Origin of the sequence: Celeribacter halophilus (genome assembly GCF_900114135.1) — a bacterium.
Taxonomy (GTDB): domain Bacteria; phylum Pseudomonadota; class Alphaproteobacteria; order Rhodobacterales; family Rhodobacteraceae; genus Celeribacter; species Celeribacter halophilus.
In genome coordinates, this window is record NZ_FORY01000031.1 from 1 (window position 1) to 24017 (window position 24017).

Genomic DNA, 24017 nt, shown 5'->3' on the forward strand with positions numbered 1-24017 from the left:
GGACCTCAGGCGAGTAGCGATTTGCCATTTTACTTTTTGTCATAACCATCATCCTTACTTAAGTTGATGGTCTCCGGCAAACTCGGGGCAATTCAGTTAGGCTTTCCACGAGTGTGTTGGTCATCTCCGCGATCTTGCTGGGGCTATCGGTCGGTCTCTTACATACTCTCCGCGCAGGAAGCGATCGAGCGACAAAAATCTTCGGCGTGCTGGCCGTAATGGTGGCGACGCCGCCAATATTCATTGGGGCCCGCACTAACCTGCCTGTTTTCGGCTACAGCTATTACGCGGGTTTTGATTGGATTGCTTCGGAAAAGGTACAGCTTGCATGGTTGGCGTTGGTAGTGCTGTCCGTTTTGTATTTCGCCCATCGCACGATCGTACGTGAACCTCTTCGCACCGAGGCAAAAATGCCTGTTAGATCTTCATATCAGATCTGGATGATGACGTTGTATTGGGGGTTGACGGCCTGGTTTACTGTGTTGGCCCTGAATGCTATTTCGCCGTTCTGGTCACAAACTTGGATTGAACTGTTCGAAGATATAACCAGCGGTGAATCCTTCAGGTTAAGGTTTTCGCCACAAAGCGTCTTGATCGTGGCAATTGCGTTAGGGCTTTGGCTGCGCTCAGGTGCAACAATTTGGTTAGTCTCAGTTTGGGTCTTCGCATTTCATTTCAGCAGTTTTTTCAATTTGGCCAAGTATTATCCAAAAGACCACACGAACAGTCCGCCAAAGGATTACTGGCTTAATCATCCTGCATTGATACTGAGCATTCTTTTGGCCGTCATCCTCATCCAACGGGCGAAGGTGATCCGAGCCATTTGATCATGAAGGTTACTGCCGATATCGATTTTGTATTTCCGCTCTGAACCTCAGGTTGCGAGCTTCCGACTGAACCGCCATTCGAACTGTCCGCAACATTGGTCACTTTGGGCTCACAGCCGACCTCGGATGCGTCGTGGCATCATGTGATATGATGTCTCGTCCACTTCGGGTTGTCGATGTGGGGGGGGGGCGTGGTGGATCGGAGGATCCGTCATGGAAACACCAAACTTACCCGCTATCCGCGCACTACACCCGGCCTGGAACAATGGCCGGATCGTCGGCCAGAAACGGCCGCTCAAGCCCAAACACGTCTGGGCGATCAGGGTGCGGCTGGAGCTAGCCGTAAACCATCGCGATCTGGCCCTCTTCAATCTTGCCACCGACAGCAAGCTACGCGGCTGCGACTTAGTGAAGATGTATTGCCGTTCAGACAGCTCTTGGTGAAAGGCACGTAGGTTCGCCAATTCGAAAAATGGAGATGGCCTCTCACCGCAAACTATTACAGTTAAACCTCTATCAAACGAGCCCGCCGCCTGCACCAGAGACTTTAGGGCGTTCGGAAGCAACCTTGGCACGGTAGCCCGAGGCACGGTAGGTCATGATCGGATCAATGGCTGCACCCGCTTCAAACCTTGCCATTTTCAGGATCGGCTCGACATCAGTTCGGAAGGCGGCGCGCAGGGTTGCTGAGGCCATAAGCGCATCATTTGCGTCCTGATAACCTGCAAGATCCATGCGATCCACGAGACTTGCCTGCACATAGGCGCGCTGGATTTCCATCGCTGAGATCATCAGGCTCTCGATCGGATCGGTCACGTTATGGCTCTGGTCAATCATATGCGACAGATCAAGGCCGGGTGTGCCCTCGGCATCCACCAATTCGTTCCAAACAAGGAACAGCCGGTAGGGTTCGATCGTGCCACTGTCGAGATCATCATCCCCGTATTTCGAGTCGTTGAAATGGAAGCCTCCGAGCTTGCCTGCGTGAATAAGGCGAGAGACGATCATCTCGATGTTCACATTCGGCGCGTGGTGCCCGAGGTCGACGAGACATTTCGCTTTGTCGCCCAGCTCCTGCGCCGTCAAAAGCGAGGTGCCCCAATCTTGAACCACCGTCGAATAAAAGGCAGGCTCATAGATCTTGTGTTCGGAAAAGATCGACCACTCCTCAGGCAGACCTTTGTAGATCTCCTTCATCGAGGACAGGTAGCGTTCGAACTGACGGCCCATATGGGTCTGCCCCGGAAAATTCGCGCCGTCCCCGATCCAGACCGTCAGCGCCTTTGAGCCGAGGGCCTGTCCGATTTCGATACATTCGAGGTTATGCTCCACCGCCTGCGCGCGGGTCGCGGCATCGACATGACTCAGCGAGCCGAATTTATAGGACTGCGCCTGATCCGGCTGATCTTGGAAAGTATTAGAATTCATCGCGTCAAAACGCAGCCCGGTCTCTTCAGCCTTCGCCAAAAGATCGGCAGGCGCGGCCTTGTCCCATGGGATATGAAGCGACACGGAGCCCGCGGCGCCCGTCAGCACATGGATCACGCCGCAATCGTCGAGTTTGTCGAAAATGTCGCGCGGCTCGCCCTCTCCTGGGAAGCGGGCAAAACGCGTCCCGCCCGTGCCAGTGCCCCAGCTGGGGACAGCCACGGAAAACCCTTTAGCGCGGTCCTTGATGACCTCGATGTCAATGCCCTTGCGAGACAGCTTTTCGCCAAGCGCGTCGTAGTCTTTGATCAGGTCTGCTGCGTGCGCGGCATTTTGTGCCTCAATTATATTCGTGTCGATCATAGTTTCCTCCCGTGAAACCTGCGCGCCCTACCCCGTTACGAGCCGGACGCACAGCTTGGTCTTTGAATGGCTCAGCGGGTAAAGGCCTGCACGTTTCCAGCGTCAACGTTGACGATGTTACCCGTCGATTTTGACGACTGTTCGGACGCAAAGAAATAGGCCGCTTCCGCGATGTCCTCAGGAAGAACAGAGCGTTTGAGCATGGAGCGTTGGCGGTACATTTCCTCCAGCCCATCCTTGTCGGTGCCATAGGTGCCCGCGCGTTGTTCCAGCCATTCGCCTTCCCAGATCTTGGACCCACGCAAAACGGCGTCCGGGTTCACGACATTCACGCGAATCCCCGCCTCGGCCCCTTCGAGCGCGAGACAGCGCGCGAGGTGGATTTCCGACGCTTTCGCCGTGCAATAGGCCGATGCGTTCGGGCTGGCCGCGAGACCGTTTTTGGACGCCACGAAGACAATGGAGCCTCCGATGCCTTGCGTGCGCATCACCTTGAACGCTTCGCGCGAAACAAGGAAATAGCCTGTGGACAGGATGTCCATGTTCTTGTTCCACAGTTCAAGCGTGGTCTCTTCGACCGGAGCAGACGACGCAATGCCTGCGTTGGAGACGAGAATGTCGACCCCGCCAAATTCGACAGAGGTATAGGCATAGGCCGACGCAACCGCGTCTTCATCGGTCACATTCATCACAACAGAGCGCACAACATCCGCACCGAATTGCTGGGCAAAGCCGGTGCGCACTTCATCGAGAGCGGTCTCGTTTATGTCAGCCAGCATGACGCAGGCCCCCTCTTGCAGGTATCGCGCCGCTGTGGCCGCGCCGATCCCGCCTGCACCACCAGTGACAAGCGCCACGCGACCCGCGAGGGATTTCGGCTTCGGCATCCGTTGAAGCTTGGCCTCTTCGAGGAGCCAGTATTCAATATCAAACGCTTCCTGTTCCGGTAGCCCGCAATATTCGGACACCGCCGAAGCTCCGCGCATCACGTTGATCGCGTTGACATAGAACTCCCCGGAGATTCGCGCGGTGGCACGGTCCTTCGCGAAAGTGATCATACCCACGCCCGGCACCAGATAGACGACCGCATTTGGATCGCGCAGCGCGGGTGAGTTGCCGTGTTTGCAGCGATCGTAATAGGCGGCGTAATCTTCGCGATAAGCTGTGATCTGTGCATCCAGACCGGCGAGCACCTCATCGATGTTGTTCTTGGCCGGATCGAAATCGAGAACCAGCGGGCGAATCTTTGTCCTCAGGAAATGGTCGGGACAAGATGTGCCGAGTGCGGCCAGATCACGCATATTCTTGGCGTTGACGAATTCGAGCACGGTGTCAGAATCGTCGAAATTGCCGACCATATGCTGCGCGCCGGAGACAAACCCACGGATCGCGGGCATCAGCTTCGCCGCCACTTCACGGCGCGCCTCGGAGGCAAGGCTGTCATGCACCGTACCACCGAATGCCGGAATGTCCGCTGTCTTTTCTCCGAAATAAGCAATCGCCTTATTGATGATCTCAAGCGTTAGCTCGTAACAGACTTTCGCATCGTCATCCCAGGTGAACAACCCGTGGGATTCGAGCACGACGCCTTTGGCATCCGGATTCTCGAGGCAGAATTTTTCCAGCCACAATCCCAGCTCATAGCCGGGTTTTTTCCAAGGCAACCAACCGATATCGTTCCCGAAGATCTCTTGGGTCAGGGCTTTCGAGTCTTTCGAAGCAGCGATCGCGATGATCGCGTCAGGGTGCATGTGATCGACGTGTTTCTTCGGCACATAAGCGTGCAGCGGCGTGTCGATGGAGGCCGCGCGCGGGTTTAGATTGAACGTACAATGCGGCAGGTAGCCGACCATTTCGTCCTCGAAATCCACCCCGCGATACTTTCCTTTGAGCGCGCGGAGTTTATCCATATAGAGAGTCGCAAACCCGTCCATCTTGATGGATCCGACGTCCCCACCGGACCCTTTCACCCAAAGCACCTCAGCTTTTTCCCCGGTGAGCGGATCGTCTTCCATGACTTTCGCCGACGTGTTGCCGCCGCCGTAATTGGTCACACGCTTGTCGGAGCCAAGCAAATTCGAACGGTAAAGCAGTTTTTCTGGCTCGCTCATATCTGTCGCTTTGGCGTCATCCCAAAGCGAAGCAAGCCGCGTGGATGCGGATGTCATGGTGATCTCCTCCCGATCATCAGTGTATGGTCTGTATTGAGCCAAATCTGCGTGCGCTGCGTCAGATTGTCAATCACAAATAATCAAAATCAATCATTATGCAGTCGCAGAATGATAAAAATGACATTTTATGATTGACAATGATCGCTTTGACCGCCACGTTTTAGCAACGGGAGGAACTTCATCAATGCACGAGAGAGAGCGCCACGGGATCATTCTGTCCGCCGTTCAGGAACGACCGGTCGCAACCGTCGTCGAACTGTGCAGCCTGACAGGCGCATCCGAGGCCACTATTCGTAGAGATATCGCGGCTTTGCATGTTGCCAAGAAGCTGCGCCGCGTGCGGGGCGGAGCCGAAGCGCTCGCACCCAATCCGTTCCCTGGCCTCGCAGGCCGCCCCTTTGCCATGAACGAAACGCGCAACATCGCGCAAAAACAAGCAATCGCGCGCGCCGCCGTCGATATGATTGAAGACGGCGAGCCGATCATCATCAACGGCGGGACCACGACGTTCCAGATGGTACACCCGCTCGCGACACGCCGATGTCAGGTGTTCACCAACTCGTTTCCGATTGCCGAGCATCTTTTGAAGACCTCGAAAAACTCGGTGCTGATTTCCGGCGGTGTAATCTACCGCGAACAGAACATCGTGCTATCGCCTTTCGACAATGACGTTACCCGCAATTTCTACGCGCGCCGCATGTTTATGGGGGCGCAAGGCGTCGCACCTTTGGGGGTGATGGAAGCCGACCCTCTACTTATTCAGGCCGAGCAGAAACTAATCGGTCAGGCCGATGAACTTGTGCTGCTGGTCGATTCCACGAAATTCAAAAACCGGTCGAGCCTTGTGCTTTGTCCTCTTGATCGCATCGACGTGCTGATCACTGACGAGAGAATCGGCGATCAGGAGGCCGCAATGATTGAGGCGGCTGATATCAAACTCATCGTCGCGCCCGTTGGCGCGTCGCAGGAGGAGAAGGCGTCCTGACCATTGGTGAGGACGAAAAGATCAACCAGGAGACTTAGGGAGGACTCCACATGAAAAAACTTACAAAACTTTTGACCACCGCGGCCATCGCGACAGGCCTGTTCGCGGGGGCTGCCTCCGCCGAGGACATGCGCATTGCAGTCGTCGCCAAGGCGCTCGGCATCGGCTTCTTTGAAGCGGCTGCAAAAGGCGCAGAGGAAGCCGCCGCCGAACTGGGGGATGTGGAAATCATCTACACCGGCCCGACCGACACCACCGCCGAAGGCCAGATCGAAGTGATCAACTCGCTGATCGCACAGAAGGTGGACGCCATCGCCGTCTCTTCCAACGACACCGACGCGCTTGTGCCGACCCTCAAAAAAGCAATGCAGCGCGGAATCACCGTGATTTCCTGGGACTCCGGCGTGGCCGAAGAGGGCCGTCAGATGCACCTCAACCCGTCGTCCAACCCGCTTATCGGCAACATGATCATCAAACTGGCCGCCGATGAGCTGCCCGAGGGAGGCCAAGTCGCCATCTTGTCCGCCACCACCACATCCACGAACCAGAACATCTGGATCGAAGAGATGAACAAAGTGATGGGCAACTATCCGGGCGTCGAAGTCGTCGCGACCGTCTATGGCGATGACCTTGCAGACAAATCCTACCGCGAAGCCACCGGTCTCATGCAATCCTATCCCGATCTCGACGCAATTATCGCGCCGACCTCAGTGGGCATTGTGGCCGCCGCACAGGCTGTGGTCGATGCGGGCAAGGTGGGCGAGGTCAATGTGACCGGCCTCGGCCTTCCGTCTGAAATGGCGGGTGCGATCGAGAGCGGAGCGTCCAAATCCTTTGCGATCTGGAATCCAATTGATCTCGGTTATTCTGCCACGATGATCGCCTACCACCTGGCTAAAGGAGACGCTGTAGCCGAGCCGGGCGCAAGCATTCCAATGGGCCGCATGGGCGAAGTGACGCTTGATGAAACGAACTCCGGCGCGATGGCCGATCCGTTCGTTTACGACGCGTCCAATATCGCAGACTTCAAAGACATCTTCTAACTCCCGAAGACGTTCTTTACTGGCGGCGCTTTGTGGGCCATAGCGCCGCCTATTTCACCTTTTTGACAGACACATAAAGCCAATGGGGTAGCCATGGGCCATGAACAGACACATGCCGCGCCAGTTCTCGCGCTTGACGGCATTACCAAGACATTCCCGGGCGTCAAAGCCCTCGACGGCGTCACGCTCGAACTTTATCCAGGGCAGGTGACGGCGCTGATCGGGGAAAACGGCGCGGGCAAATCGACCGTGGTGAAAACGCTTACCGGCATTTACCAGCCTGACGGCGGGCGCATCCTTGTAGACGGCCAAGAGGTCCGGTTTCCGACCGCGCAGGACGCATCTGCGGCGGGAGTGACCGCAATCCATCAAGAAACAGTGCTGTTTGACGAACTGTCTGTCGCGGAGAACATTTTTCTCGGTCATGCCCCGAAAGGACGTTTAGGCCTCATTGACCGCAACGCCATGCGCGTGAAGGCTCAGGACATCCTTGATGGGATCGGCGCGGAGATAGATGCGGCTGTCCGGCTCAAGGATCTGGGCATCGCCTCTCGGCACCTGGTGGCCATCGCCCGTGCTTTATCCGTCGAGGCCCGCGTCGTGATTATGGATGAGCCCACCGCCGCACTTAGCCGAAAGGAAATCGAAGAGCTCTACGAGCTTGTTGAAAAACTAAAGGCGCAGGGCAAGGCGATCCTTTTCATCTCTCACAAGTTCGACGAAATTTTCCGCATCGCCGACCGCTACACCGTTTTCCGCGACGGACAGTATATCGGCGCCGGCGAAATGGCGGATATCACCGAAGCCGATCTCGTGAAGATGATGGTCGGACGCTCTGTCGACCAAATTTTCCCGAAACGTGCCGCCCAGATCGGTGAGGACGTATTGATCGTTGCGGGCTATAGCCACCCAACCGAGTTCGAGGATATCCACTTTACCCTGCGCCGCGGTGAAATCCTCGGGTTTTACGGACTTGTGGGCGCGGGGCGGTCCGAATTCATGCAAAGCCTGATTGGTGTGACACGCCCCTCCAAAGGCGCAATCCGCCTGAACGACAAAGTGCAGGTCATCCGCTCGCCCGCCGACGCCATCGCCGCTGGGATCGTCTATGTCCCTGAAGATCGCGGCAAACAGGGCGCGATCCTAGATATGCCGATTTTCCAGAATGTCACTCTACCCTCGCTTCCGCGTCTGTCCAAGAACGGCTTCACGCAGATGGCTGAAGAATTCGCTCTGACACGTCGGTATACCGAACGCCTAGATCTGCGCGCAGCCTCGCTCGACACCACAGTGGGGAGTTTGTCCGGTGGCAACCAGCAAAAGGTGGTTATCGCCAAATGGCTCGCCACGCAGCCGACCGTGATCATTTTGGATGAGCCGACAAAAGGCATCGATATCGGGTCCAAGGCCGCTGTGCATGACTTTATGTCGGAACTCGCCTCTGAAGGTCTCTCCGTTATCATGGTCAGCTCTGAAATCCCCGAAATTCTGGGCATGTCCGACCGCGTGATCGTCATGCGCGAAGGCCGAATGGTAGCCGAGCTTGAAGGTGACGAACTAACCCCCGAAACCCTTGTTCGCCACGCTGCGGGCATCTCATCTAAAGGAGAAGCGGCATGACACAGCTGAAATCCCGCGAGGCGATCCTTGTTGGCGCCATCCTGCTTCTGCTGGCACTTGTCGCGAGCCGCTTTCCCGGTTTCGTGACGCCCTCGAACCTCTTGGCCGTGTTCACAGACACTGCACCTCTGATCATCCTCGCGCTGGGGCAGATGGTTGTCATCCTGACACGATCCATTGACTTGTCTGTTGCCGCAAACCTAGCGTTAACGGGGATGGTTTGCGCATTGATCAACGTCTCGTTTCCCGGAGTGCCCGTTCCCGTTCTGGTTGCGCTGGCACTTGGGCTCGGGGCGCTGATGGGGGCGATCAATGGTTTTCTTGTCTGGAAGCTGACGATTCCGCCAATCGTTGTGACCCTTGGTACGATGACCATTTTTCGCGGCATCATCTTTCTTCTGACCGACGGTAGCTGGGTAAACTCCCACCAGATGAGCGCCGCATTCAAGGCGTTTCCGCGTGAAACCATTTTCGGCCTGCCGATTCTCGGCTGGATAGCGGTAATTGTCACTTTGATCCTTGGCCTCGTCATGAGCCGCACCACCCTGGGCCGGGCTTTCTTTGCCGTTGGCGGCAACCCGCATGCTGCCGTGTACACCGGCATCAACGTGGGGCGGACCCAGTTTCTCTCCTTTGTGATTTCCGGCATGTTGGCCGGTCTCACCGGCTATCTCTGGGTCGCCCGCTATGCCGTAGCCTTTGTCGATATCGCGGGCGGTTTCGAGCTTGATGTCGTGGCAGCCTGTGTGATCGGCGGCGTCTCCATCGCGGGGGGCATTGCCACCGTTGGCGGGGCGGTCCTTGGCGCACTGTTCCTCGGGATCATCAAAAACGCCCTGCCGGTGATTGACGTCTCGCCTTTCTGGCAACTCGCCATTTCCGGCGCCGCGATCATCATCGCTGTGACCTTCAACTCGCGTGCTGGCCGCTCAAAAGGCCGTGTCATTCTCAAATCCGCGGAGCATGCCCAATGAACCTTGCCGAGACACAACAGACCACCGCCCGTCAAATCCCCGACCGGCTGACCACGCCTCTCGTGCGGACGCTCAAAAGCTGGGAGAGCCTGCTCCTATTGGTCGCCATCGGGATTTTCATCCTCAATAGCTTCGCCTCGCCCTACTTCCTAAACGCGTGGAACCTCTCGGATGCAACGTTCAACTTCACGGAAAAGGCAATGATCGCCCTTGCCATGGCGCTCCTGATTATCGCGGGAGAGATCGACCTCTCTGTCGCCTCCATCATCGCGCTTGCCTCCACAGCCATGGGGCTCGTGATGCAGGCCGGGTTCGGCACGCCTGCGATTGTTGCAACGGGCCTCGTGACCGGGCTTCTCTGCGGAGCCTTCAACGGTGTGCTGGTCACTCGTCTGGGCCTGCCATCCATCGTTGTGACCATCGGGACCATGAGCCTCTTTCGCGGGATCAGCTATATCGTGCTCGGCGATGGCGCGTTTCGGGGCTACCCCTCGGAGTTTGCGTGGTTCGGTCAGGGTTATGTGTTCTGGGTCATCACTGTCGAGTTGACGATCTTCGCGATACTCGCTGTGATCTACGGGATCGTCCTGCACAAAACCAACTTTGGCCGCGCGGTCTATGCCATCGGCAACAATGCCACCGCTGCGAACTTTTCCGGCATTCGTGTAGAGCGCGTGAAATTCATCCTATTCCTGTTGACCGGTTTGATGTCCGGACTGGCCGCCGTCTGCCTCACCTCGCGCCTCGGCTCGACACGACCTTCCATTGCCTCCGGCATGGAGTTGGAAGTCGTCACGATGGTCGTGCTTGGCGGGGTCAGCATCCTCGGCGGCTCCGGCTCCATCCCCGGCGTCGTGATCGCAGCCTTCGTCATGGGCCTTGTCACCTTCGGCCTCGGCCTTTTGAACGTACCGGGCATCGTGATGTCCATCGTGATCGGCGCGCTACTGATTGGCGTCATCGCCCTGCCGCGCATCTACCAGAACCTTCGGAGGAAATGATGGAAAAATATGCCTTCCGCATGGTGCTGAACGAAGGATGCCTCGACGAGTACCGCAAACGCCATGACGAGATATGGCCTGAGCTCGTCGCCCTACTCAAGGATGCGGGTGTCGAGGACTACTCCATTCATTACGACCCGGAGACCCGTCACCTGTTGGGCGTCCTCTGGCGGCGCGATGATCACTGTATGGCGGCCCTACCCGATCATCCGGTGATGAAGCGCTGGTGGGCACATATGGCCGACATTATGGAGACCCACTCGGACAACCGCCCCAAAGAGCAGCCGCTCGAAACCGTGTTCCACCTGCCATGACTACGCCGCGCCATATCGCCGTTCTCGATGTCGGAAAAACCAACGCCAAACTGGCGCTCGTTGATGGCGTGAGCCTCTCGGAAATCGCCGTCGTCACCCGTCCGAACACCGTTCTGGATGGCCCGCCCTGGCCGCATTTCGATCTCGAAGGACATTGGGCGTTTTTTCTCGACAACCTTGCGGCGTTCCACAAAAGCCATGGGGTTGATGCGATCTCAGTCACCACGCATGGCGCCTCCGCTGTTCTTTTGGATACGGATGGAAACCTCGCGGCGCCCATGCTTGATTACGAGCATGACGGGCCTGACACTCTCGCCACCGAATATGACGCGGTTCGCCCGCCGTTTTCCGAAACAGGCTCGCCACGTCTCGGGATGGGGCTCAATCTCGGCGCACAGCTTTTCTGGCAATTCGAGGTAGATCCCGCGCTACAAGACCGGGTGGCGCATGTGCTCACCTATCCGCAATATTGGGGTTTTCGTCTGACCAGAAAAATGGCGACAGATGTGACCTCTTTGGGCTGTCACACCGACTTGTGGAACCCGTGGGAAGCAAAGTTCTCGTCCCTTGTCGAACGTCTTGGCCTTTCCGACAGCCTCGCCCCCGCGCATCCCTCCGCCGACGTCTTGGGCATGGTGTCTGACGACATTACCGCCCACACCGGCCTATCGCCGGACACGCCCGTCGTCTGTGGCATCCATGACTCCAATGCGTCTCTCCTGCCACATGTCTTGGGGCGCAAAGGGGCATTCTCCGTCGTGTCGACGGGAACATGGGCCGTTGTCATGTCGGTCGGCGGGCATGCCACCCCTCTCGATCCCGACCGCGACGCTTTGGTGAACGTCAACGCTTTGGGTCAGGCTGTGCCATCGGCCCGCTTTATGGGTGGGCGTGAATATGAGATCATCCGCGCGGGCGGAGATACAGATGTGACCGAGGCGGACCGCGCGGCGGTGCTCGAGAATGGAATCCAGCTTTTACCTGCAGTAGAGCCGGGTTCGGGACCGTTCCGCGGCCGCGACGCCACATGGACCGCCCTTCCCGATGGACAGGGACAACGCATGGCCGCGCTCGGATTCTACCTCGCCCTAATGACCAAAACCTGCCTTGATCTCGTCGGTGCTGATGGTCCGGTGATCATCGAAGGCCCCTTTGCCCGCAATCGCGAGTATCTCGACATGCTCGCCACGTTGCACGCCGACGGGGTAGAGATTGCGGCCTCCGCGACAGGCACGTCCGTTGGAGCCGCCATGTTGTTCGCAGAGCAAGTCCCTCCGCCTCTGACCCATAAAGTCACGCCCGCGCAGAGCAATATGCTCACGCACTACGCCGCCGTATGGCAAGCCCGAGTTGAAAAGGAAAAGACATGCGCCTGACCGATTGTCACAATTTCCACGATTTCCGTCATCTGGCCAAGCGCCGTTTGCCTAGCCCGATTTTCAACTACATCGACGGCGGGTCCGACGACGAAGTGACGCTGCGCCGCAACACAGAAGCCTTCGAGAGCGTTGACCTCGTGCCGAACGTACTTCGCGGGGTCACCGATGTGGACCTTTCGACCGAGATCATGGGGCGGAAACTCGCTCTCCCCATCTACTTGTCGCCGACCGCGCTTCAGCGGCTGTTCCATCACGAGGGCGAACGCGCCACAGCCGCCGCTGCCGCAAAGTTCGGCACGATGTTCGGGGTCTCGTCGCTCGGCACGGTTTCGATGGCCGAACTGGCTGCAAAACACGACACCCCGCAGGTCTATCAGTTCTATTTCCACAAGGATCGCGGCCTCAATTCCGCCATGATGCAAAAGGCGAAAGAGAGCGGTATCAACGTCATGATGCTGACCGTTGACAGTATCACCGGCGGCAACCGCGAACGCGATCTTCGCACAGGTTTTTCAATCCCTTTCCGCCTGACGCTCGGTGGCATGGCGCAATTCGCAATGAAGCCGATGTGGGGCATCAATTACGTCACCCACGAAAAATTTAGCCTGCCGCAGCTCGACGCCCATATCGACATGAAGGGCGATACGCTCACCATCGGACGCTATTTCACGGAGATGCTCGACCCGTCGATGAACTGGGACGATGTGGAGCGAATGGTGGCCGAATGGGGCGGGCCGTTCTGCCTTAAAGGTGTCATAAGCGTTGAGGATGCGAAAAAGGCCGCCGAGATCGGGTGCCAGGGCATTGTTTTGTCGAACCACGGCGGGCGACAATTGGATGGCTCGCGCTCCGGTTTTGATCAGCTTGAGGAGATTGTGCAGGCGGTGGGCGATAAGGTGGACGTGATGGTAGATGGCGGCTTCCAACGCGGCACCCATGTGCTCAAAGCACTCGCACTTGGCGCAAAAGCCGTGGGACTAGGCCGCGCCTATCTCTATGCCCTAGCGGCCGCTGGACAGCCCGGCATCGAGCGGATGCTGACCCAGATGACTGCGGAGATAAACCGCGACATGCGTCTGATGGGCGTAACGCGTGTGTCCGATCTCACACCCGACATGTTGCGGTCGCGTTGATCTACTGGGTGGGCGCATGTCATCAGGGGTTATCCGGCACTCGCTTTGAGGCCAACTCACGTTGATGCCCGTTGTAAGATAGGAATAGCGCCGAGACGCACATTCGGTCATGCGGTATCCAACCCGCGCATCAGAGCTTATTCACCGGCGTCTTCAGATCTCGCCCCCCCCTTTGGGGGCTCACAATGCAAAAAACGCTCTGGCGTCCCCCAAAAGTCTGAAAAATCCTTGTAAAAAGACATTAGAGCGGCGGCTGAGCCCCACGCGTATCTGCAATGGCCTGCGCCTTCACTGCATCCGATCTACGCCGGAGGCCCGCCGCATAGAACTCCACGCCCAACGATTTGAGAAACGAATTTGTAGCGCACGTTGCGAAACGCACTCCCCACTATGAGATGGGTATGATCTCGCAGCCCAGACCCGACACTGCAACGTGAGGCGGGAACACCGTTACGGATCACAGAACTAAATTGGGACTTTCTTGGCCAGCGCAAGCAGTTGGTACTGCGCTATCTCCGTGCTTCGGCCCAACATCAGAGAGCGCATCGCCCCATCATACAGAGATTGGATGTACAGCTTCCAAGTCCCGACAACGCTTTTTATGTCTTTGCCATTGACCTTTGTCCAAACATACAGATCGAGACGCCTCATCGTCATTTTCGTGTTCTATTCTGAGTGATAGATAAAATTTCGCATACTGTTTAATTTTGGCAGACCAAGTCAAACATCACTCTTGCTGTTGGAGCAGTCATGAACTTTGCTGCCAAGTTCACCAAATCGCGTCGACCTGTTCGAAGAGGGCCGTCATTATCGGCGTGTCTTTTTGCGCATCCAATGTAAGGATGCATAGGCAAGCGGGGATCCGTTGTGTTTCGCATATGCTCACCCCGTAGGCCTGACGCTGATGCAGTGCGATGGACTCGCGACACAGACACAGCCCGACGCCTGAACGTACCATTTCCAGCATTGATGCCTCGTGGTCGACCAGCGCAACGGAGTTTTGCACCACGCTGTGGCGGGCAAATATCTTGGCTAAGAGGCGGTTGTGTACGGAGTCAGGAGTTGTCCCGATCCACGGTAAAGCAGCTAGTTCACACCATGAAGCATTGGCGACCCGCGATTCCCAACCAACTGGGGCAATGACGCGATAGGCAAAGTGCGCGAGTTTTTTCGTGTAAAGCGGCTCCTCCGAGGGGATTACGGCGATTTCCTCAGGCGAGCAGAGGTAGAATCCAACATCAATCGTGCGGCGTTTCAGCTTGTCGAGAATCTCACCGCTGATCCCGTGAACGAGTTCACTGACAATTCTGGGATGGTTTTCCCTGAGGCGGTTCAGAAGTTGACCGAGGCGAATGAACTCTGGGTCTACGATCGTACCGATCTTCAGCTTGCCCGAAATCTGACCGCTCTGCGTACTCGCGCTACGCCGCAGTTCGGCCATGGCACTTAGAACCTGCTCGGCCCTAGGCAATAGCGCCTCGCCATCTATGGTCAGGTTGAGACCATGCGGCGTGCGCCGAAACAATGTGACCCCCGTTTCCTCACTCAGCCGCTTGATCTGGTGACTGATAGCGGGTTGGGAGAGGTGCAAAATCTCAGCCGCACGCGAAACGCTGCCCTCTCGTGCAACGGTCACGAAGGCCAGAATATTGTTGGGGTTTAAGAATCTCTTCATATTAACGAATTTAATATCACTCTGAAAATTATGTCATTAGGAATACGCACCGCCTCTTTCTATACCTCTGAAAGTCGCTGCGCAGGGAGGAGCGTATCGCACCGCTGACATCTCGCCCCTTTTCTGGGTCGGGCCTGTGCGGGCTGACCACTTCTCCAATGCGGCCAAACACGAAGGAGGGTGTTCCAGAATGTCAGTGGTCGAGGAAGAATTCGATTTCATCGTTATTGGCGGTGGTTCGGCGGGGTGCCTGTTGGCCAACCGTTTGAGCGCGGAACCCGCCAACCGGGTGCTGCTTCTGGAAGCAGGCAAGACCGACACCTATCCATGGATTCACATCCCTGTTGGCTATCTCTACTGCATTGGTAACCCACGCACTGACTGGATGTACAACACTGAGGCGGACAAAGGGCTGAACGGCCGAACGTTGCGCTATCCGCGTGGCAAGACCCTCGGCGGCTGTTCCTCCATCAACGGTATGATCTACATGCGCGGTCAAGCGCGCGACTACGACAACTGGGCACGTTTGAGCGGCGAGGAGGCGTGGAACTGGGAGAACTCACTGCGCGATTTCATGGCCCATGAGGACCACCACAACCTCGACGATGGCGCCGACCCGAAGATGGGCGACAACGGTCGTTTCTCGGACATACACGGCCACGGAGGCGAGTGGCGCGTGGAGAAGCAACGGCTTCGCTGGGAAGTTCTGGATAGTTTTGCTGATGCTGCGACCCAATTTGGCGTTGAGAAGACCGACGACTTCAACAGTGGCGACAACGCCGGAGTTGGCTATTTCGACGTCAACCAACGTTCCGGCTGGCGTTGGAACACATCGAAAGCTTTCCTGCGCCCCGCCAAGTCGCGCGCCAACCTGACGATCTGGACCGAGGCGCAGGTCGAGAAGCTAACCTTCGGTCGCGACGATAACGGTGCGTTGGTCTGCCGCGGGGCGCAGGTCAATCGCAAGGGAGGGTCAGTAACGGTGAGCGCAAGGCGAGAAACGGTGCTTTCAGCGGGGGCGATCAACTCTCCACACATCCTGCAGCTTTCGGGCATCGGCCCCTCGGCGCTTTTGCAGAAGCATGGCATCGAAGTGCTCCGCGATGCGCCTGTGGGGGAGAACCTACAAGACCATTTGCAAATTCGCGCTGTCTACAAGGTCAAGGGCACGCGCACCCTCAACACCGTTGCGGGCAATCTCTTTGGGAAGGCAGTGATCGGCGCGGAATACCTGTTGAAACGTTCAGGCCCGATGAGCATGTCTCCCAGTCAGCTCGGAGCTTTTACCCGCTCTGACCCGACTAAATCGCACGCCAACCTCGAATACCATGTGCAGCCACTCAGTCTTGAGGCCTTCGGCGAGGACTTGCACGATTTTCCCGCGATCACGGTCAGCGTTTGTAACCTGAACCCGACGAGCCGCGGTCATGTGCGAATCCGTTCGACTAACTTTCGCGACGCGCCAATGATCTCACCCAACTATCTTGCCACCGAAGAGGACCGCAAAGTAGCCGCCGACAGTCTACGTCAGGTGCGCGAAATCATGTCGAAACCCGCGATGAAGCCCTACGAGCCCGAGGAATATAAGCCTGGCCCTCAGTTCCAGACCGACGATGAGCTTGCCAAGCTGGCGGGCGACATCGCCAACACGATCTTCCACCCCGTCGGCACCGTCAAAATGGGCAGCGCTCACGACGACACAGCGGTGCTCGACCCGCATTTGCGCCTCAAGGGGGTGTCAGGGCTACGCGTTGTCGATGCATCTGTCATGCCTGAAATCACCAGTGGCAACACCAATTCCCCGACTTTGATGATCGCGGAAAAAGCGGCCCGTTGGATACTTGCAGGCCGGTAGGTCGGCACCCTTGTCATTTGGAGGAATCATGCGTAACTCATTTTCCAGTCTGCCCCTGACAGGGGTCAAAGTGGTCGACTTCGGACAGTATATCGCCGGACCTGCCGTAGCGATGTTGTTGGGGGATCTGGGCGCTACGGTGGTACATATTGACCCGCCAGACGGTCCGATGTGGGACAGCCCAGCCAATGCCACTTTGATGCGCAACAAGTTGATCGTGAACCTCAACCTGAAGACCGACGAGGGGTTGGCGCACGCCCGTGCTCTCTGTGAAGAAGCAGATATTATCGTCGAGAATTTTCGGCCAGGAAAGCTGGCGGCTCTAGGTATTGATTTCGCGGCGATGCGTGAGGAACGGCCTGAGTTGATCACCATTTCCCTGCCAGGGTTTGCCTCCAACGATGCTGAAAATCGCGAATTGCGGGCCTTTGAAAGCGTGGTCGCAGCTAGTTCGGGCGTCTTTACCGACATGGGCCTGAACCGCGTATTGATGGGCTTGAATCCCTCCTTCTCGCCATTGCCGCTATCTTCAGCCTATGCGTCGCAGATCGCGGCCTCGGCCACGGTACTGGCGCTGCAATCGCGCCAGTTGACGGGGTTGGGCGATCAGATCGAGGTGCCGCTAGCAGCCGCGGTAATGGAGGGGTTGTGCTACAACTCCATTAAGGTGTCGGATATGCCCGAACGCTACCTGACCCAACGCGAAATCGAGATCGAGCGGCGGCGGATCGAAGGTCTGCCAATGAATGTCTCCTACGAGGATTTGCAGGAACTTCTCGATCCGTTCTTTCGCAGCTACATGTGTAAAGACGGGCGCATGTTCTACGTGGTTTGCCCCAGTCACAAACACCACGCACGTCGTTGCCTCGAAGTGCTGGGCCTCTACGAAGAGATGATCGAAGAGGGGCTTCAAGAAGAGGACGATACCTACAAGCCGCAGTCCGAATGGGTCTCAGACACCTCTCTGGGCGTCTATCCGATGCCGAAGGAATGGGCCGACAAAATCGCCGAGCGGATGAAAGAGGTCTTCATGACCCGCACCTCGCACGAGTGGAAGCGTTTGTTCGGGCGGGCAGGAATTCCAGGTGCGCCGCAGCGTTGGTTACAGGAGTGGATCAATGACGAGTACGCCGAAGCGTCTGGTCTTATGATCGACGTATGGGATCCCGAATACGGAGAGATGACGCAACCAGGGCCTGTGGTCTGGATGGAAGAAAGCGGTGAAGAGGCCCTGACGCCTGAGCCGCGCCGATGGGTCGAGGTGGACGAGGCGCTAAAAGTTCTTCGTAAGTTGCGGACCGACATTCCTAGCCCCGAAGAGGGGGTCGAACAGGAAGGGTGGCTCTCTGGTGTGCGCGTCCTCGATATGTGCAACGTTATCGCGGGGCCGCATTCTGCTAGCTATCTGGCGCGTTTCGGCGCCGAAGTGATTAAACTCGACCCCGCTCAGCCGCTCTATGATAGCTGGAACACCGTGATCTATGGACTCAGTCAAGGGCGCGGGAAGCGATCGATCCTTGCCGATGTAAAATCCGAACACGGGCGCAGCGTCTTTGAAGATCTCGTGAAATCGGTCGATGTCATTTTTTGGAATGCACCCGATAGTCAGATCAAGCGGATGGGGCTGGATGCCAGCCAACTGCGCAAACTCAATCCTGAAGCCATTTTCTGCAAGCTCGACTGCTTCAGCGGTGTGCGGCGCGGAGTGCGCACAGATTACATTGGCTATGACGATCTGGTGCAGGCGTCGACGGGGATCATGCTGCGCTTTGGAGGGGCGATGGACCGTCCGGAAGAACACGCTCACGTTGGCACGATCGACGTGATGTGCGGCTTTGGCGGTGCATTGGCCGTCGCAGCGGCACTCTATCAGAAACACCGTTTCGGGCGTATAGGGCGCGGGCGCACCTCACTTTGCGCCAATAGCGGGCTGCTACAGATCCCATTTGCCTATGACTACCGTGGGCGCGGGCTTTTTGACGAGCCTTCTGGCCCTGAAGTCAACGGCTATGACTCGCTCAGCCGCTTCTACAGCACGGCATCAGGTGTATATATCTTGCTCAGCGCATACGAGACGGACTTGCCACGATTTCGCAATGTCGAAGGCCTCGAATACCTGCCTGACGTTCCAGAGGAGGAGCGCGCGGTATACCTTGCGAGTGCATTTCAAGTGCATCCCGCGTCGGAGTGGGTTGCGCGACTGCGCGCGGCGGATATCGGCTGCGCGATCTGCCACAACATTGAGGCACTGCGCTCCGAGAACTTGCGCGAACCGGACGGAACGCCAGGAATAGATCGCGGCAGCTACTCCTTCTCGCATTACGTGGATCACCCAAGCGGGCATGAGGTCACCCAGCTTGATCCTTATGCGGTTCGTCCTTTGCGCGGACGTGTTTATGCCCTCTCGCCCACTGAAAAATTCGGTGCATCGACGCGCGAGATCCTCACCGATCTCGGATATTCCGACGCTGCCATCGAACGCATGTTGAAATCCGGCCAACTCAGCGAAAGCTGGAGCGCCGAATACCTGCCCAGCTAAGGGCGAAATGCGAAGGGGGCGCTCTGTCTCCTACGTAGATCTGCCGCGCGCCACGGCTATCGCACGCGGCACCACAGAAGGCTCGGATGGATCATGTCGGACAATAGGCCCGACAACTGGAGGAGGCTGTCCGCGCCTACGTGCCAAAACGGAGGAAACATGGCTGATAAACCCCCCCTTATGGATCTGGAGATTCCGACCGCGGATAGCGGCTTCTATTCCGGTTTTGCCAAGAGTGTGGCTATCCCGTCGAAAATTCTTGTCAGTGCCCTGATTGTTTGGGCTATAAGCGTGCCTGAAAATGCCGCTGCAGTTCTCAATGCCATGAATGGCGCGATGCTCAAGACCTTTGCGAGCTGGTATATATATGTTGTCGCACTATTCTTACTCCTGTGCGTCGGGCTGGCAGTGATACCCTCAACCGGTCGCCTGAAACTTGGCCTGCCGGAAGATCAGCCCGAGTTTTCGCGCTTTTCGTGGTTCTCAATGATGTTCGGGGCGGGCATCGGGATCGGCATGCTAACTTTTGCAACCGCCGAGCCGATGTATCACTTCGCGACGAACCCGAACGTGATCATGGGTGAAACCACGGGATCCTCGGCGAACAACGTGACCGCCGCCTATGTCTGGTCATTCCTGCACTGGGGGTTGTCAGCATGGGCGTGCTACGCGCTGGTGGGCCTTTCGCTGGCATACTTTTCCTACCGCCGCAACCTACCGCTGACCGTTCGTTCGGGGCTGACCCCGCTTTTCGGCGCGCGCATGTCAGGCACGGGCGGGCATATCGTTGATGTAGTCGCAGTGGTCGCGACCATCCTCGGTGTGGCTCAGACGCTCGGCTTTGGCGTGGAGCAATTCGTGGCGGGCCTAAACCGCGTAGGCTTCGGCGACTGGATCGTTATGACTAACGGGAAACCGACCGCCGCGGGCATCGTGGTCGCTCTCGTTGTGATCCTTGGCGCTTCCACTCTCTCGGCGCTATCGGGGGTCGGCAAGGGGATCAAGTGGCTGTCGAACCTGAACATGGGGCTAAGTTTTTTCCTGCTGGCTTTCTTCGTTCTCTTCGGCTCGACGTTCTTTGGCCTCGACGCGTTATTTTCAGGGCTGACCACCTACCTGATAAAACTACCCAGCCTGCTCTTCACTGTCTGGCACGCAGACGGCACGGAAACAGGTGACGCCCTGGCCTCGTGGCAGGGCGGCTGGTCAGTGTTTTATTGGGCATGGTGGATCGCTTTCGCGCCCTTCGTCGGCGTGTTTCTTGCCCGCATCTCACGCGGGCGTAGCATCCGCGAATACGTGATGGGCGCCATCGTGATCCCGTCGCTGATGTGCTTCATTTGGTTCACCGTGGTCGGGGGCACCGCCATCGACATGACGCTGAACGGCACCGCAGGCGACGCCATCTCGGGCGCGGGTCAAGAGAGCCAGCTCTTCGTTATGCTTGACCTGATCCTAAGCGGTGGTGTTGCGTGGGTCATGGCTGTTATCGTCGTGCTGCTCTTGCTGACCTACCTCGTCACCACAGCGGATTCCGCGATCTTGATCGTCAACACCATCAACGCGGCAGGTGAGGAAAGCCCGAAGGGCCGCGCCCACATCATCTTCTGGGGCGTCGCCCTCAGTCTCGTGGTTGGAGGCCTATTGCTCGTCGGCGGGTTAGGCGCAATCAAGACCGCGATGGTCATCGGCGCGCTGCCGTTTAGCTTCGTGATGTTCCTGATGTGTGTGGCGCTAATCAAGGCTGTAATCAAAGACGGCATACGTGAAAGAAATGGCGTTCAAAGCGTCCACGTTGAAAACTGATTGAAAATGACTGCAAAGCGGGGACACTCAGCTCGCTTTGCAGTGCCTTCAACACTCCTGAGTGTGCAGTATGAGTGCTTATTGACATCCTTTTGCATTGCGGCAATGTTCCGCGGCAGTCAAATTGGATGGACACAACGCGTTGAATATCAAAAAACGAACATTTGGTGTCGTTGGTCTGGGCAACTTCGGAAGTTCGGTTGCAAAGGAACTGCAACGGTTCGGCAACCACGTAATCGGCATCGACATCTCCGAGGCGCGTGTCGCCAATCTTGCAGATACCCTGTCACAAGCTATGATCGTTGACGCCCGTGATGACGCAGCGCTGCGTGATGCCGGTTTCAGCGACTGTGATACTGCTGTCGTTGCTATGGGTGATGATTTGGAGGCCAGCATCCTGTCGACGATGAACCTCAAACTTGTCGGCGTTCAGGTCGTTTGGGCCAAGGCTGCGACAAAAACCCACCACCGAATTCTTAAAAAACTCGGCGTGGACAGGATCGTTCACCCGGAGGTCGAGGTCGGTCAACATATCGCGCAAATTCTGCACAATCCGCTTATGCGGGACTATGTTAGCCTCGGAAACGGCTTCCATGTGGTGAACTTCCGCATACCCGTGAGCCTCGAAGGCCGACGCCTGAACGAGTTGCCGCATGACAAGACCTACAATCTTCGCTGCATCGGGATTATGAGGGGAAGTGAATTCATCGGGCAGGACGGCTCAGAGTGCCAGTTGCAGCGCGATGACCTGCTTCTACTACTGGGCCAACGGAACGACCTACATAGCTTTGCGGCCAGCCTCTAATTATGGCTGCACCATTCCGGAATATTCTGAGGCGGAAGAAAAAACTGCGAATGCCCCCGCCTGCGCTGTTGTCTCTTTTCTACATGGCACTGATCCTTCTGGGCGCTATATTTCTCTGGTTGCCCATCTCGCATTACGGTGACATCGGTCTGAGCGAAGCTCTATTCACCGCGACCTCAGCGGTGACAGTCACCGGGCTTGCTCTAGCCGATACCGGATCCGCCTTCACCGGATTTGGTCAAGCGATAATTGCGATACTCATCCAGCTTGGTGGGCTCGGTCTTATGACCTTTGCTGTGCTCTTGCTCGGAGCTCTGGGGATTCCTGTCGGCATGCCACAACGGCTGATCCTGCGCGAAGACCTAAACCAGACTTCACTGTCGAACCTCACGTATATTGCTCGCATGATCCTTGTCATCGCCCTTGCCTGCGAGACGATTGGCGCCGCCCTTTTGGCTTTAATATTTGTTCCTGAATTTGGCTGGACAGGCCTATGGCAGGCGGTCTTTCATTCGATCTCGGCCTTCAACAATGCCGGGTTTGCCCTGCACCCCGACAGTCTTTCGCAATGGGTCGGGAACCCGATTGTCAATCTGGTGATCCCTGCCCTTTTCATCTTGGGTGGGCTTGGCTTCATCGTTGTGGGGGATGTCTACAAGACGCGAAACTGGCGCAAACTAACCCTGCATTCCAAACTGATGCTTGTTGGCACCGCTTTCCTGATCGTCTGGGGCAGTGTCATGTTCGGGCTTTTGGAATGGAGAAATCCCGAGACTCTGGGACACCTCAGCACCATCGACAAGCTGTGGGCGAGTTGGTTTCAGGGGGTCACCCCGCGCACCGCAGGCTTTAACACGATTGACACCGGCGGAATGCATGACAGCACGTCCCTGCTGACGATGACGTTGATGCTGGTCGGCGGCGGCAGCACCTCGACCGCGGGAGGGATCAAGGTCACCACACTATTCGTCCTACTTCTTGCCACGGTCGCCTTCTTTCGACGTCAAACTACGTTGCATGTCTTTGGTCGCTCCTTGGGTGTAGATGAGGTCATGAAGGTCCTCGCACTGACGACAATATCCATGCTGCTCGTCTTGACTGGGGTCTTCGTGATGGCAATCAACCACGATGGTCAATTCATCGACATCGCATTCGAAGTGACATCCGCCTTTGGAACAGTGGGCCTGTCGCGCGGGATCACGGGTGAGCTTGATGGCATCGGGCGCGGTATCATCATGACGATCATGTTCGTCGGGCGCGTCGGCCCTTTGGCAATCGGTTTCTTCCTCGCCACCCGCAGCGTTCCAAAGGTGAAATATCCCGCAGGGCAGATTTACTTGGGGTGAAATGCAGCCAAGCTCAACAGCGGTTGTTTTTCTTCTTTAGCCACGACCTATGATGTCGCTTCTAACGACGGCTTTGTCCCGCACTGCAGCCCTTTCGCACCGAAAAAATGCCGCACGATGCGTTTAACGTCCGGTTCGGTGAAATGTCTCATCGGTATTCGACGTAGGATGGGCGGTTTGCAGACATCCTCTGCAGGTGCGCGATCATTGGTTCGTAATGTGAGGTCGCGCCGAAGCCTGCATAGGTCAAGATTTGCGCACCGCACTGCTGCAAGTCCGGTTTGAGCCCACATTAACCAATGCTACGCGGTGTACGAATGCCGGCTTTCGTTCGTCCAACGAGGTTCCTTAGCATGCTCACGCAGGTCAGATGCGTTGGAATATGAGACGGGCACATCGAACTCTCTTAGCGACGTGACTTCACACGTCATAATTGTGACAACATTCTCCATACAATCCTAGATTAACACGCAGCCACCAAGAGACAAAAATGCCTAGTTACACGATCGATATCATCGGGGTTACCGGAACGGCTTGGGGCACATTTACATCGCAGGGTGTTGTTGGGACGATCACTTTTTCTGACGAAGACGCACTTGGTGTCGGCGACAACAACCCAGATACAGAAACAGGGGCGCTCCCCACGATAACAGCAGTCACAGGCAGTCTACCAGATGAATGGGTTGGCCAGACGTTAGCTTTTGGGTGGCAACAGCAAATCGATGGATCTGGCAGCGTCGATGCACTTGGAAT

The 24017-nt window shown here is 56.9% G+C and carries 18 protein-coding genes and 1 pseudogene; 16 read left to right on the forward strand and 3 right to left on the reverse strand.

Annotated elements, in window-relative coordinates; translation table 11 throughout:
- Nucleotides 1-113 precede the first annotated feature (113 nt).
- Complete coding sequence (locus BM152_RS17480) at nucleotides 114-827, forward strand: hypothetical protein (protein ID WP_111481416.1); 714 nt, start codon at nucleotides 114-116, stop codon at nucleotides 825-827.
- Between the two features lie 213 nt (nucleotides 828-1040).
- Nucleotides 1041-1244: pseudogene (locus BM152_RS17485) on the forward strand (integrase); the annotation flags it as partial.
- 99 nt (nucleotides 1245-1343) lie between these two features.
- On the opposite strand, the gene rhaI reads toward BM152_RS17485, so the two are convergent.
- Together rhaI and BM152_RS17495 are read right to left on the reverse strand one after the other, a co-directional pair.
- Nucleotides 1344-2618 carry an L-rhamnose catabolism isomerase gene (gene rhaI, locus BM152_RS17490; RefSeq protein WP_066598616.1) on the reverse strand — a complete coding sequence of 425 codons (1275 nt, stop codon included), beginning with the start codon at nucleotides 2616-2618 and terminating at the stop codon, nucleotides 1344-1346.
- A 71-nt stretch (nucleotides 2619-2689) separates the two neighbouring features.
- Nucleotides 2690-4786, reverse strand: coding sequence for a bifunctional rhamnulose-1-phosphate aldolase/short-chain dehydrogenase (locus tag BM152_RS17495; protein ID WP_066598618.1), 2097 nt, complete (start codon nucleotides 4784-4786; stop codon nucleotides 2690-2692).
- A gap of 187 nt (nucleotides 4787-4973) precedes the next feature.
- Between BM152_RS17495 and BM152_RS17500 the strand changes: the two genes are divergently transcribed.
- The 8 genes from BM152_RS17500 to BM152_RS17535 all read left to right on the forward strand — a co-directional run bounded on the left by BM152_RS17500 (nucleotide 4974) and on the right by BM152_RS17535 (nucleotide 13238).
- On the forward strand, nucleotides 4974-5774 hold the full coding sequence (locus BM152_RS17500; protein ID WP_066598620.1) for a DeoR/GlpR family DNA-binding transcription regulator: 801 nt from the start codon (nucleotides 4974-4976) through the stop codon (nucleotides 5772-5774).
- 50 nt (nucleotides 5775-5824) lie between these two features.
- A complete protein-coding gene (gene rhaS, locus BM152_RS17505; RefSeq protein WP_066598622.1) occupies nucleotides 5825-6817 on the forward strand; it encodes a rhamnose ABC transporter substrate-binding protein in 993 nt (330 codons plus the stop codon).
- 93 nt (nucleotides 6818-6910) lie between these two features.
- The gene (locus BM152_RS17510; protein ID WP_066598623.1) at nucleotides 6911-8437 is read left to right on the forward strand and encodes a sugar ABC transporter ATP-binding protein; all 1527 of its coding nucleotides are present in this window, start codon (nucleotides 6911-6913) and stop codon (nucleotides 8435-8437) included.
- The gene (locus BM152_RS17515) at nucleotides 8434-9411 is read left to right on the forward strand and encodes an ABC transporter permease (protein ID WP_066598624.1); all 978 of its coding nucleotides are present in this window, start codon (nucleotides 8434-8436) and stop codon (nucleotides 9409-9411) included. The genes BM152_RS17510 and BM152_RS17515 overlap by 4 nt, the downstream gene beginning before the upstream one ends.
- Complete coding sequence (locus tag BM152_RS17520; RefSeq protein ID WP_066598626.1) at nucleotides 9408-10412, forward strand: ABC transporter permease; 1005 nt, start codon at nucleotides 9408-9410, stop codon at nucleotides 10410-10412. Before BM152_RS17515 ends, BM152_RS17520 begins: the two co-directional genes overlap by 4 nt.
- Nucleotides 10412-10726 (forward strand): L-rhamnose mutarotase, encoded by a 315-nt coding sequence (locus tag BM152_RS17525; protein WP_066598628.1) that lies wholly within the window; start codon nucleotides 10412-10414, stop codon nucleotides 10724-10726. The genes BM152_RS17520 and BM152_RS17525 overlap by 1 nt, the downstream gene beginning before the upstream one ends.
- Nucleotides 10723-12102 carry an FGGY-family carbohydrate kinase gene (locus tag BM152_RS17530; RefSeq protein WP_066598630.1) on the forward strand — a complete coding sequence of 460 codons (1380 nt, stop codon included), beginning with the start codon at nucleotides 10723-10725 and terminating at the stop codon, nucleotides 12100-12102. Before BM152_RS17525 ends, BM152_RS17530 begins: the two co-directional genes overlap by 4 nt.
- On the forward strand, nucleotides 12093-13238 hold the full coding sequence (locus BM152_RS17535) for an alpha-hydroxy acid oxidase (RefSeq protein WP_066598632.1): 1146 nt from the start codon (nucleotides 12093-12095) through the stop codon (nucleotides 13236-13238). The genes BM152_RS17530 and BM152_RS17535 overlap by 10 nt, the downstream gene beginning before the upstream one ends.
- 769 nt (nucleotides 13239-14007) lie before the next feature.
- Here BM152_RS17535 and BM152_RS17545 read toward each other — a convergent pair.
- A complete protein-coding gene (locus BM152_RS17545; protein ID WP_066598636.1) occupies nucleotides 14008-14913 on the reverse strand; it encodes a LysR family transcriptional regulator in 906 nt (301 codons plus the stop codon).
- 190 nt (nucleotides 14914-15103) lie between these two features.
- On the opposite strand from BM152_RS17545, the gene BM152_RS17550 reads away from it, so the two are divergent.
- From BM152_RS17550 to BM152_RS19345, 6 genes are all read left to right on the forward strand, one after another.
- Nucleotides 15104-16768, forward strand: a complete 1665-nt coding sequence (locus tag BM152_RS17550) for a GMC family oxidoreductase (RefSeq protein WP_066598637.1) — start codon at nucleotides 15104-15106, stop codon at nucleotides 16766-16768.
- 28 nt (nucleotides 16769-16796) lie between these two features.
- A complete protein-coding gene (locus tag BM152_RS17555) occupies nucleotides 16797-19307 on the forward strand; it encodes a CoA transferase (RefSeq protein ID WP_066598639.1) in 2511 nt (836 codons plus the stop codon).
- 159 nt (nucleotides 19308-19466) lie between these two features.
- Nucleotides 19467-21113: a BCCT family transporter gene (locus BM152_RS17560; protein WP_066598641.1), complete on the forward strand. Its 1647-nt coding sequence runs from the start codon at nucleotides 19467-19469 to the stop codon at nucleotides 21111-21113.
- 142 nt (nucleotides 21114-21255) lie between these two features.
- Nucleotides 21256-21918 (forward strand): potassium channel family protein, encoded by a 663-nt coding sequence (locus BM152_RS17565; RefSeq protein WP_066598643.1) that lies wholly within the window; start codon nucleotides 21256-21258, stop codon nucleotides 21916-21918.
- Nucleotides 21919-21968: 50 nt separating this feature from the next.
- A complete protein-coding gene (locus BM152_RS17570) occupies nucleotides 21969-23264 on the forward strand; it encodes a TrkH family potassium uptake protein (RefSeq protein ID WP_231730450.1) in 1296 nt (431 codons plus the stop codon).
- Nucleotides 23265-23754: 490 nt separating this feature from the next.
- Nucleotides 23755-24017, forward strand: a 263-nt coding sequence (locus tag BM152_RS19345; protein WP_170845891.1) for a hypothetical protein, incomplete at its 3' end; no start/stop codon positions are given.

Coding starts and splice junctions, on each gene's coding strand:
- rhaI (WP_066598616.1), bottom strand. CDS start 2,618: ATGATCGACACGAATATAATTGAGGCACAAAATGCCGCGCACGCAGCA.
- BM152_RS17495 (WP_066598618.1), bottom strand. CDS start 4,786: ATGACATCCGCATCCACGCGGCTTGCTTCGCTTTGGGATGACGCCAAA.
- BM152_RS17500 (WP_066598620.1), top strand. CDS start 4,974: ATGCACGAGAGAGAGCGCCACGGGATCATTCTGTCCGCCGTTCAGGAA.
- rhaS (WP_066598622.1), top strand. CDS start 5,825: ATGAAAAAACTTACAAAACTTTTGACCACCGCGGCCATCGCGACAGGC.
- BM152_RS17510 (WP_066598623.1), top strand. CDS start 6,911: ATGGGCCATGAACAGACACATGCCGCGCCAGTTCTCGCGCTTGACGGC.
- BM152_RS17515 (WP_066598624.1), top strand. CDS start 8,434: ATGACACAGCTGAAATCCCGCGAGGCGATCCTTGTTGGCGCCATCCTG.
- BM152_RS17520 (WP_066598626.1), top strand. CDS start 9,408: ATGAACCTTGCCGAGACACAACAGACCACCGCCCGTCAAATCCCCGAC.
- BM152_RS17525 (WP_066598628.1), top strand. CDS start 10,412: ATGGAAAAATATGCCTTCCGCATGGTGCTGAACGAAGGATGCCTCGAC.
- BM152_RS17530 (WP_066598630.1), top strand. CDS start 10,723: ATGACTACGCCGCGCCATATCGCCGTTCTCGATGTCGGAAAAACCAAC.
- BM152_RS17535 (WP_066598632.1), top strand. CDS start 12,093: ATGCGCCTGACCGATTGTCACAATTTCCACGATTTCCGTCATCTGGCC.
- BM152_RS17545 (WP_066598636.1), bottom strand. CDS start 14,913: ATGAAGAGATTCTTAAACCCCAACAATATTCTGGCCTTCGTGACCGTT.
- BM152_RS17550 (WP_066598637.1), top strand. CDS start 15,104: ATGTCAGTGGTCGAGGAAGAATTCGATTTCATCGTTATTGGCGGTGGT.
- BM152_RS17555 (WP_066598639.1), top strand. CDS start 16,797: ATGCGTAACTCATTTTCCAGTCTGCCCCTGACAGGGGTCAAAGTGGTC.
- BM152_RS17560 (WP_066598641.1), top strand. CDS start 19,467: ATGGCTGATAAACCCCCCCTTATGGATCTGGAGATTCCGACCGCGGAT.
- BM152_RS17570 (WP_231730450.1), top strand. CDS start 21,969: ATGCCCCCGCCTGCGCTGTTGTCTCTTTTCTACATGGCACTGATCCTT.